The sequence below is a fragment of the Streptomyces sp. NPDC014882 genome (assembly GCF_043081325.1).
Taxonomy (GTDB): domain Bacteria; phylum Actinomycetota; class Actinomycetes; order Streptomycetales; family Streptomycetaceae; genus Streptomyces.
In genome coordinates this window covers 58,572-69,086 of record NZ_JBIBWL010000021.1, presented here as the reverse complement: position 1 = coordinate 69,086, position 10,515 = coordinate 58,572, and the positions used below count along the sequence as shown (strand labels likewise).

Here is a 10,515-nt window from a genome sequence, read left to right as displayed (position 1 = left end):
CCCCTCCGAGCAGGGGGGGGGCGGGAGTCCCCCGTGGCGCGGCCCCGCCCGGCCCGCCGGTGGGCTGGGGCGGCCCCCCGTGGGGCCGTCCCGGGGGGGGGGGCGGGGGGGGGCGCGCCCCACCGCCTTCTCATGAAGGGGAGATGTCGCCTTTCGGCGGCCGTCACTCGGTCGGCACGGCGCGCGCGGACTCCCGCCGCCGGTCCCCGCCCGCCCGTGCGAGCCCGCGCAGCAGCGCACCGCGCCCGCGGTCGGGCACGGTCCACAGGGTCTGGCCCGCGACCCCCCAGCGTTCCAGGAGGGCGTTGGCGGCGAGGAAGCCGCTCGTGGCCGCCCGTTCCATGAGGGCCACCGGCAGGTCGGTGCGGACCAGGTCGCCGGCGACGACCAGCCCGGGGTCGGTGGTGCGCACGGTGGGTCGGCCGCCGTAGCCCCCGACGGGGAACAGCGGGCAGTCGGCCCGCCACTCGTGGCGGGCGTCGACGACCCTCGCCGCGCGCGTCTCCGGGTACACCCGGTGCAGCTGCTCCAGCAGACGGCGCTGTTCGGCGTCGTGGGAGGCCCTCTCCGGCAGGGCGTACGCGTGCAGTTCCACGACGGAGCCGCCGGTGCGGGCGGCCCAGCGCGCCGCCTCGCCCTCCCAGCGTTCCAGCACGCTGACGTTGTCGAGGGAGCCGTAGCCGCCGGTGCCGAGGAAGCCGGGCCGGTCGGAGGCGACGGGACGGTCCAGCCACAGGCGCGAGACCAGGAAGGGCGGGGCGGTGCGGAGCCCGGCCACACGTGCGCGCCACGCGGCGTCGGCCAGCCGCGGGGAACCGGCGACGACGGACCGCAGGCCGGCCGTGTCCAGGGCGAGGACCACGGTGTCGTACCGCCGCTCCTCGCCCGCGGCGGCCACGCGGAAGCCGCCGTCCCCGGTGGGTTCGACCGCCTCGACGGAGGTGCCGGTCCGCAGTTCGGCGCCGTGGCCCTCCAGGTAGCCGGCCAGGGGGTCCCAGAGCGCGGCGGGGAAGGGCTCGTCGGGCACGTCGAAGAGCAGCCCCTCCGAGGAGCCGAGGAAGTAGATGTGGAACATCAGCACCATCTCCGCCGCCGACAGGCCGCGGGGATCGGCGAAGAAGCTCCGGGAGAACACCTCGAACGCGAGGTGGTGCGCGGCCTCGGGGAAGCGGACCGACTCCAGGAAGTCGTGGGCGCTGATGTCGTCGAGGCGCGTGTAGACGTCCGGCACCCGCACGTCCAGCAGGGGCAGCGCGGCGACCGGGTTCATGCGGGCGAGGTCGCGCAGGCCGAAGGTGGGGCTCAGCGCGACGAAGCCCAGCGCGCTCCACGGCGGGGTGCGCGGAACGTGCCGGAAGCTGTCGTGCGCGCCGCCGCTGTGGCGCAGCGGGTAGTCGGGCAGGCCCGTGAGGCGGCGGAGCCCCGGATCGGTGCGCCGCAGCAGTCCGCGCAGGTTGTAGTACTGACGGAAGAACGCGTGGAAGCCGCGGCTCATGGTGACGGTGCTGCCGTCGGCCAGTGCGGTCGGCCAGCCGGCGAGGCGTCCGCCGAGGGCCGGTTCGCGTTCGTGGAGCGTGACGCGTACGCCCCGTTCGGCCAGGGCCGTAGCCGCCGCCAGGCCGGCGATGCCGCCGCCCACCACGGCGGTGGTCGGCCGGTGGTCACCGGTGAGCGCGGGCGCGCCGGGCCGGGGGCGGATCGTGCGGGCCAGGCGGTCCCTGCCGCGGCGGGCCGTCCCGGACCGGCGAGCCGTCCCGGATCCTTGGGCCGTCCCGGACCGGCGGGCCGCCGTCATCGGCCGGCCGCCGTGTCGGAGCCGGGACGGCGGGCGACGACGGTGTGCGTGATACCGGTCTGCCATCCGGGCAGGGGCAGTGCCCGCACCTCCCCGAAGCCGGCGGAGCGGACCCTCCCGGTGAAGGCGTCCACCGTGTCGAAGGCGAGGACGCTGTGCCAGAGGTGGCGGTACAGCTCGCCGTCGCCGAGGGCGGTGGCGACGGGCTGCACGAAGCCCCGGCACACCGCCGTCCACATCGCGCGGTGGGCGGTCCGGCCGCTGAGGAGGTACTCGTGGACGGCGAGCCGGCCCCGCGGCGCGAGCGCCTCGCGCACCGCGGCGAGCACCGCGTCGGGGTCGGTGGCGTTGCGGAAGAGGTAGGCGGCGAAGACCGCGTCGAAGGGTCCCCCGGCCCCTGCCTCCGCCAGGCGTTCCGCCGGGGTGTGCACGAATCTCACGTCCTGCCGCCACCGTTTGCGGGCCGCCCGTTCCAGCATGCCGGCGGAGGCGTCCACGGCGGTGATCCGCGCCCCGGGGTACACGGCGGCCAGGGCGGCCGTGGAGGCGCCGGTGCCGCAGCCCAGGTCCAGGACGCGCAGGCCGGCCCCGCCGTGCGGCAGGCCGAGGCGGCGCGCGGAGCGCCGCAGGTGGGCGTGGTAGCCGGGGTTGGCGGCCACCAGGGTGTCGTAGCTGCGGGCGGCACGGTCGAACGCGGCGGCCAGGTCCGCGTCGCGCAGCAGGGTCATCGGGTCTCCTCGGTGGGCATGGCTCGGGCTGTGGCGCGGGCGCCCCGCCGGGCGGGCGGTCAGGGGCGGGGGCAGTCAGGGGCGGGGGAAGGGTCTGCGGGGCAGGCGGGGCAGGTCCATGACGGAGCGGAGCATGGGCAGCACGGGGGTGCGCGCGCCGACGGAGAGGTCCTCGGTCAGGCGGGTGCGGCCGTCCAGGAAGCGCAGCAGCCGCTCCGCCGGGACCTGGGAGAAGAGTGCCGAGAAGACCTCGGCGCCGCCGACGCGTCCGCTGTCCAGAGCGCGCAGCAGCACCGCGTCCATGGCGCGGGAGCGGGCCGAGTGGGGGGCGGGGGGCAGCGGGCGGCGGCCGGCGGCCAGCGCCGCCGCGACGGCCCGCGTCTGGCGCTGGACGGCGGCGAAGGTGTAACCGGTCGAGGGCCGGGTGGCGCCGCCCGCCGCGCCGATCCGGAAGACCGAGGGCGCGGTACGGCGCGCGAAGCGCGCGTCCGTCATGGGGATCACCCCGGTCTCCGTGGCGGTCACCTCGAACGGCCCGAGCCCCAGCACGCCGTGGGTGTACCGGTCGAGCGCGGCCTCGTAGGCCGTCCGGGACAGGGGGGCGCCGGAGAACTCCGTGTACTCGACGAGGGCCTCGCGCGCGCTGGTGGGCAGGACGTAGCCGAAGGCCAGTCCGTGCGCGGGCTGCGGGACCCTGAAGTCCATGAGGTCGACGCGGCGGGGGTCGAACACCGGCCGGGACGTGCGGACGAACCAGCCGTGGAAGTGCTGGAGCAGGGTGGTGCGGGCCGCCGGCAGGCTCCCGAGCGGCCGGGAGTCGAAGACCCAGCGGGCGCGCGCGGTGAGCGGGCGGCCGTCGGCGGTGCGGGCCCGGATCTCCGCCCCGCCGGCGACCCCGTCCACCGTCTCGACCGTCGCCTCGACGCGGCGGACGTGGTCGCGGCGCGCCAGTTCGCGTCCGACGAACGCCTCGAAGTCGTCGGAGCGGATCATCTTGTAGCGCAGCGGCGCGATGCCGTCCTCGATGCGGCGCCCCTCGGGGGTGTGGACCCGCAGGTGCTGCCACGCGGCGGTCAGGACGGCGTCGTAGGGGCCCGGACCCGGCTCCCAGAAGCACCAGGTGCGGCTCGGCGGGCGCAGCGGGCCGGGCGGGGGTTCGAACAGCAGCACCGACGGCCGGCGGGCCGGTGCGGCGCGCGCCAGCCGGTACGCGAGGGACAGCCCGGCAGCTCCGGCGCCCACGATGGCGACGTCCGCGTCCCGCACGTGTCGCACCCTCCCCATCCCGTCAGCCCTGTTCGTCCGGCTCGGCCGGCTCGGCCCGGTGTGCCGGTCCTGTGCCCCGGCCCCGGGTCCCGGTCCGTCGTCCCGGCGCCGTGACCAGCATTCCCCTCCGGACCGCCCGGCGGATGCAGGCCGGGCCGGGCCGTCCGCCGTGCGGCGCACCGCGGGCGGCCCGGCGGAGCGGGGTGCGGCCCGCGGAGCGCGAGGCGCGGACGGTCGCGGGGCCCGGCGGCCGCGGGGCGTTCACACGGTCACGGGTCGCTTTCCGGAGCGGGTTCGCGGGGTCGCATCGATCGTGCAGCGTATCGGCCGGCCGCGCGGCGCGTCAGCCGGCGTGGGCGTGCGGGCCTCCGTCCCGTACGCGCGTGCCGAGCCGGTGCAGCCCGCGGCGCGCGTGGCTCTTGACGGTGCCCAGGGGCCAGCCCGTCAGCTCGGCGATCTGGGTCTGGGTGAGGTCGCAGTAGAAGGCGAGGGTGAGGACGCGGCGCTGCGGAGCGGGCAGCCTCGCCAGTTCGTGGGTGAGCACGACGCGGTCGAGCACGGCGTCGGGTTGGGCGTGCCGGTCGTCGGCGGTGACGGACAGCCGTGCTCCCGCCGCCGCGACGAGGTCGGCCCGCCGGGTCCGCGCCGCCAGGGCGTCGGCGATCTTGCGCCGGGTGATGCCGACCAGCCATGCCGACAGCGGGCCGCGCTCGGGCCGGAAGCCGGAGCGGCCGCGCCAGGCGGCCAGGAACACCGTCTGCGTCACGTCCTCCGCCTCCCTGGCGTCGCCCAGGCTGCGGCGCGCCAGCGTGTGGACCAGCAGTCCCCAGCGGTGGTAGGCGGCCGCCAGGCAGGCTTCGTCGCCCCTGACGAAGCCCGCGGCCAGTTCTTCGTCGGTGAGGGCCGCCTCGCCGGGGCCCGCTGCCGCGGTCGGGAGGGTCCGCTCGGTGACCTGCTGTGCCGTCATGGTGGCTGCTCCTCGTGCGGGCGGTCGTCCGCTTCTCGTCCGGGCGGCCGGTGGTGGCCGGCCGCGCCCGTCGAAGCCGGGGACTCGGGGTCGCTCGGCGCGACCTTGGTCTCCTCACCATGCGAAGCGACGCACCTCCGCGACAACTCGCAGCGTCTTTGCGTCGTTTTCCGCGTTCGCCTCGCCGGTGCGATCCCCTCCGGTCCCCCCGTCGGAGCAGGAAACGGCCCGCAGTCGCTCGTCTGGCGCATCCGTGGCGGCCCCCGGCGCGGAATGCCTTCAGTCAGGGCCCACTGCGATCACGACGGGAGGAGTCGGCATGCGCCCCAGCACGGCGAGACACGACCCCGGGACGGACACCCCGCCGGCTCCTTCCCACGCGCCCCGACCGGGTCCGATCGGGGCGCCGCCGTCGTCCGCCGATCGCGGCCCCTCCCCCGACAGCCGACCGGAAGGCGCCATGCCCGCCCGTTTCCCCCTGGACGTCAGCGACCTGTCCGCCCTCGACGACGATGTACCCGGAGCCGTCGGACGCCTCCTCGACGACCTCCTGGCAGAGCGCGCGGAGCAGGCCGCCGCGCTGGACCCCGTGTTCGCGCGGGACCTGGCCGAACGCGTCAGGCGCTTCACCCTGGACGGCGGCAAGCGGATGCGGCCCCGGTTCGTGTGGTGGGCCCTGCGCGCCTGCGGCGGGGGGCCTGCCGAGGCGGAGGGCGCGTTGCGGCTCGGCGCCGCGCTCGAGCTGATCCAGACGTGCGCGCTGATCCACGACGACGTGATGGACGGCTCGGCGCTGCGCCGCGGCCGGCCCGCCCTGCACGCGGACGTGACCGCCCAGTACGCCGGCGCCGTGTCCGCCGCCCACGGCCCCCGGTTCGGCGAGGCCGCCGCGATCCTCGCCGGGGACCTGGCCCTGGCGTGGGCGGACGACGTCGTCGCGGCGACCGAGGCGCCCGCGGCCACCTCCCGCACCGTGCGCGAGGTGTGGAGCGCGATGCGCACCGAGATGGTGGCCGGCCAGTACCTGGACGTGCAGGGGCAGGCGACGTCCTCGCGTTCCCTGGCGCGCGCCGTCCGCGCCGCGTGCCTCAAGAGCGCCCTGTACTCGGTGGAGCGTCCGCTGGCCCTGGGCGCCGCCCTGGCGGGCGCCGACTCCGCGCGGACCGGGGCGCTGTGCTCGGCGGGCCGCTGCGTGGGCATCGCCTTCCAGCTGCGCGACGACCTCCTCGACGCGTTCGGCGGCGACCGCCGGACCGGCAAGCCGGCCGGGGGCGACATCCGGACGGGCCGGCCCACCTACCTCATGGCCGTGGCCCGGGCCCGCGCGGAGGCCGACCGCGACCGCGGCGCCCTCGCGGTGCTGAACCGGTCCGTCGGCCGGGCGGACCTGCCCGACAGCGGCCTGGCCGAGGTGCGCGACGTGCTCGTCGGCGTCGGGGCGCGCGACGTCGTCGAGGCGAAGATCGAGCGGCTGGTGGCGCAGGGCATGCGCCACCTGGACTCGGCCGTGCTCGACCCGGTGGCGCGGCGGCGGCTGGTGGGGCTGTTCCACGCCACCGCCGGCACGTCCCCGGCCGCTCCCCCCACACCCGCCGCACCCGCCGCACCCACTGCACCCGCTCCGACCGCTCCCTGGGGCGACCCGGCCGGTCCGTGGGACGGCCCGGCCGCCCCGGACGACGGCGTACCCCCTCCCCCCGACGGGGGCCTGTCCGTCCCGCTGCTGCTCACCGAAGGGGCCCCGCGATGAGGACTGTTCCCGGACGCACCGACCACGTCGTCGTGGTCGGCGCCGGACTCTCCGGCCTGTCGGCCGCGCTCCACCTGCTGGGCGCCGGCCGCCGCGTCACGGTCGTCGAGCGCGACGCGCTGCCCGGCGGACGCGCGGGGCTCCTGGAGCGCGACGGCTACCGCATCGACACCGGTCCGACCGTGCTGACCATGCCGGACCTGGCCGACGAGGCCTTCGCCGCGGTCGGCGAGAACCTGCGCGACAACGTCGACCTGATCCCCCTGCACCCCGCCTACCGGGCACTGTTCGCCGACGGCAGCAGGATCGACGTGCACACCGACGCGGACGCGATGGAAGCGGAGGTCGAGCGCTTCGCGGGGCCGGCGGAGGCCGCGGGGTACCGCGGGCTGCGCCACTGGCTGGAGCAGCTCTACCGGGCGCAGATGCGGCGGTTCATCGACACCAACTTCGACTCGCCCCTCCAGTTGCTGACGCCCGATCTGGCCCGGCTCGCCGCGCTGGGCGGCTTCGGGCGGCTCGACGCCCGCATCGGCCGCCACCTGCGCGACGAACGGCTGCGCCGCGTCTTCTCCTTCCAGTCGCTGTACGCGGGCGTCCCGCCGGCCCGCGCCCTCGCCGCGTACGCGGTCATCGCCTACATGGACACCGTCGCCGGGGTGTACTTCCCGCGCGGCGGCATGCACGCGCTGCCGCGGGCCATGGCGGACGCCGCCGCGCGCGCGGGCGCCGACCTGCGGTTCGGACGGGACGTCGTCCGGCTGGAGCGGTCCGGCAACCGGGTCACCGCCGTCGTCACCGCCGACGAGCGCATCGCCTGCGACGCCGTCGTCCTCACCCCGGACCTGCCGGTCGTCCACCGCCTCCTCGGCCGCGCCCCGCGCCGTCCCCTGCGGATCCGGCACGCCCCGTCGGCCGTCGTGCTGCACGCCGGGACGGACCGGACGTGGCCCGCGCTCGCGCACCACACGCTCTCCTTCGGCGCCGCCTGGCACAGCACCTTCGACGAGCTCACCCGCTCGGGCGAGCTGATGAGCGACCCGTCGCTGCTGATCACCAGGCCCACCGCCACCGACCCGACGCTCGCCCCGCCCGGCCGCCACCTGCACTACGTCCTGGCCCCCTGCCCGAACACGGACATCGGACCGGACGCCGCCGCCTGGGGCGAGCTGGGCCCGCGCTACCGCGACAGCGTGCTGCGGGAACTGGAGCGGCGCGGGTTCGACGGGATCGCGACGGCCGTCGAGGACGAGACCCTCGTCACCCCGGCCGACTGGCACGGCCAGGGGCACGCGGCGGGCACGCCCTTCTCGGCCGCCCACACCTTCGCCCAGACCGGCCCGTTCCGTCCGCGCAACCTCGTCCGCGGCACCGACAACGCCGTGCTCGCGGGCTGCGGCACCACGCCGGGCGTCGGCGTGCCGACCGTCCTGCTGTCGGGCAAGCTCGCCGCGGCCCGCGTCACCGGCCGCACGGCCGCGTCACCGGCCGCCCGGCGCGGGCACTCCGCGCTCGTCACCCCGGAAGGGACCCCCTCATGACCGCCCGCGAACTGGACGCGGCGGGCATCACCGACCCGGCCCTGCGCGCCGCCTACACGCGCTGCCGCGCGCTCAACGCCCGGCACGGCAAGACGTACTTCCTGGCCACCCGGCTGCTGCCGGTGGAGCGGCGTCCGGCCGTGCACGCCCTGTACGGTTTCGCGCGCTGGGCCGACGACATCGTCGACTCGCTGGAGGGCGACGTCCCGCCGCACCGCCGCGCGGCCGCCCTCGCCACCCTCCAGGAGGGGCTGGAACAGGGGCTGCGCGGCGGTGGCGGCGGCGACCCGGTCGTCCTCGCCCTCGCCGACACGGCCCGCCGGTACGGCATCCCCCACGGGCACTTCCGCGACTTCATGGCCGCCATGCGCAGCGACCTCACGGTCACCGACTATCCGGCCTACGACGACCTGCGCGCGTACATGCACGGCTCGGCGGCGGTGATCGGGCTGCAGATGCTGCCGGTGCTGGGGACCGTCGTCCCGCGCGAGGAGGCGGCCCCGCACGCGGCCGCCCTCGGCGTCGCCTTCCAGCTGACCAACTTCCTGCGCGACGTGGGCGAGGACCTCGACCGGGGCCGCGTCTACCTGCCCGCCGACCTGCTGCGCGGCCACGGCGTCGACCGGGACCTGCTGCTGTGGTCCCGCCGCACCGGGAGCCGGGACCCCCGGATCACCGAGGCGCTCAGGGCGTTCGAGGACCTGACGCGGGGCGTGTACCGCGAGGCGGCGCCGGGGCTCGCGATGCTCGACCCGGTGGCCCGCCCGTGCATCCGCACGGCGTTCGTGCTGTACGGCGGGATCCTGGACGCCGTCGCCGACGACGGGTACGCGGTGGTCCACCGCCGTGCCGTGGTGCCCCGCCGGCGGCGTGCCGCGGTGGCGCTCGACGGCCTGGTCCGCGTGGCGTCCGCCCGTGCCGCCGCACGGTGGAGCGCTCCGTCCGGTGCGCCGCGGCCGCCCGCCGAGCTGCCCGGCGCGCACGGCACGCCGCCCGCGCGCGAGCGTGAGCACGAGGAGGTCGCATGAGTCCCGAGCGTTCCGGCGGGCGCCGCCGGTACCCGCTGTCGCTGCGCAGGAACCCGGTGTCCTGGGAGCGGCAGCGCCCGACCTGGCGCGCGGCGCGGCCCGCCGTGATCGCCGGGGCGCTGAAACGGGCGCAGGCGCGCCCGTCCGGCAACTGGTACGTCGTGGGCGCCGCCCGGGACGTCCGCGACGACCGCCCCCTCGCGCGCACGGTCGCCGGACGGGAGCTGGTCGTCTGGCGCGACGCCGGAGGCCGGCTGGTCGCCGGGCCGGGCGTCTGCCCCCACCTGGGCGCACCGCTGCGGGACAGTCCGGTGCGCTGCGGCACCCTGGTCTGCCACTGGCACGGGCTCGCGCTGCGGGGCGGTCCGTTCGCGGGCTGGGAGCCGCTGCCCGTGCACGACGACGGCGTGCTGGTGTGGGTGCGGCTGGACGACGTGGGCGGCGAGCCGCCGTTGGCGGCGCCGGTGGTGCCGGTCCGGCCGGCCCTGTCGGGCGCCGTGTCCGCGGTCTACGTGGGCGTCGGCACGTGCGAGCCGGAGGACGTGGTGGCCAACCGGCTGGACCCGTGGCACGGGGCCTGGTTCCACCCGTACTCGTTCGTCGACCTGACCGTGGCCGACGACTCCGGTGGCGCGGGCAGCGCGGGCGCGGCGGCGGACGGCGACGGTTTCACCGTGGACGTCTCCTTCAAGCTCGCCGGACGGCTCGTCGTGCCGGTCCGGGCGGTGTTCACGGCGCCCGAGCCGCGCACGGTCGTCATGCACATCACGGAGGGCGAGGGCCGGGGGTCGGTCGTCGAGACGCACGCGACGCCGCTGGGCCCGGACGACCGGGGCCGGCCGCGCACCGCGGTCGTCGAGGCGATCGTGGCGGCCTCGGACCGGCCGGGATTCGCCGTGGCCCGTACGGTGACGCCGCTGCTGCGGCCCTTCATGCGGGCGGCCGCGGGACGCCTGTGGCGCGACGACCTGGCCTACGCGGAACGCCGCTGGCACCTGCGTTCCACGGGCCGCTTCCCCGGCTGACCCCGCCGGACCACGGCCGCCCCCGCGACGCACCGCGGGGGCGGAACCGGGCGGCACGGTGAGCGGGACGGGACGGAACGGTGGGCGGGTGCCACCGACGTGGTGGCCGGGACCCGCCGACGCGGTGGGCGGGACCCGGCCACGCGGTGGGCAGGACCGGACGGAACGGTGGCCGGGACCCGCCGACGCGGTGGGCGGGACCGGGACACGCGGTGGGCGGGACCGGACGGAACGGGTGGAGCGAGTCGGTCCGGACGAGTCGGGCGGGGCGGTGCCGACCTCCCCAGGCGCACCGCCCCGCCTCGCACGGACCACGTGTGCCCACGAAACGGTTCCGCACACCCCGGTCGTGCCCGGTCCCGTGGCGGGTGCCCGCACCCCGCGCCGGGGAGGGCTGCGATCATGCCTGGGCGTT

The 10,515-nt window shown here is 77.3% G+C and carries 8 protein-coding genes; 4 read left to right on the top strand and 4 right to left on the bottom strand.

The window, feature by feature from the left end; all coding sequences use genetic code 11:
* Nucleotides 1–163: 163 nt before the first annotated feature.
* The 4 genes from ACF09K_RS32610 to ACF09K_RS32595 form a co-directional block, all read right to left on the bottom strand.
* Complete coding sequence (locus tag ACF09K_RS32610; RefSeq protein ID WP_392248941.1) at nucleotides 164–1,795, bottom strand: FAD-dependent oxidoreductase; 1,632 nt, start codon at nucleotides 1,793–1,795, stop codon at nucleotides 164–166.
* The gene (locus ACF09K_RS32605; RefSeq protein ID WP_392248940.1) at nucleotides 1,792–2,523 is read right to left on the bottom strand and encodes a class I SAM-dependent methyltransferase; all 732 of its coding nucleotides are present in this window, start codon (nucleotides 2,521–2,523) and stop codon (nucleotides 1,792–1,794) included. Before ACF09K_RS32605 ends, ACF09K_RS32610 begins: the two co-directional genes overlap by 4 nt.
* Before the next feature lie 75 nt (nucleotides 2,524–2,598).
* Nucleotides 2,599–3,789, bottom strand: a complete 1,191-nt coding sequence (locus tag ACF09K_RS32600; RefSeq protein WP_392248939.1) for a lycopene cyclase family protein — start codon at nucleotides 3,787–3,789, stop codon at nucleotides 2,599–2,601.
* A gap of 343 nt (nucleotides 3,790–4,132) precedes the next feature.
* Nucleotides 4,133–4,756, bottom strand: a complete 624-nt coding sequence (locus tag ACF09K_RS32595) for a sigma-70 family RNA polymerase sigma factor (protein ID WP_392248938.1) — start codon at nucleotides 4,754–4,756, stop codon at nucleotides 4,133–4,135.
* A 319-nt stretch (nucleotides 4,757–5,075) separates the two neighbouring features.
* Here ACF09K_RS32595 and ACF09K_RS32590 point away from each other — a divergent pair, with 319 nt between their 5' ends.
* The 4 genes from ACF09K_RS32590 to ACF09K_RS32575 are packed head-to-tail and all read left to right on the top strand — an operon-like array spanning nucleotide 5,076 to nucleotide 10,100.
* Entirely contained in the window at nucleotides 5,076–6,506 is a 1,431-nt protein-coding gene (locus ACF09K_RS32590; protein ID WP_392248937.1) for a polyprenyl synthetase family protein, read from the top strand.
* Entirely contained in the window at nucleotides 6,503–8,047 is a 1,545-nt protein-coding gene (gene crtI / locus ACF09K_RS32585) for a phytoene desaturase family protein (RefSeq protein WP_392248936.1), read from the top strand. The genes ACF09K_RS32590 and crtI overlap by 4 nt, the downstream gene beginning before the upstream one ends.
* Nucleotides 8,044–9,075: a phytoene/squalene synthase family protein gene (locus tag ACF09K_RS32580; protein ID WP_392248935.1), complete on the top strand. Its 1,032-nt coding sequence runs from the start codon at nucleotides 8,044–8,046 to the stop codon at nucleotides 9,073–9,075. Before crtI ends, ACF09K_RS32580 begins: the two co-directional genes overlap by 4 nt.
* Entirely contained in the window at nucleotides 9,072–10,100 is a 1,029-nt protein-coding gene (locus ACF09K_RS32575) for a DUF5914 domain-containing protein (protein ID WP_392248934.1), read from the top strand. The genes ACF09K_RS32580 and ACF09K_RS32575 overlap by 4 nt, the downstream gene beginning before the upstream one ends.
* The last annotated feature ends 415 nt before the right edge of the window (nucleotides 10,101–10,515 follow it).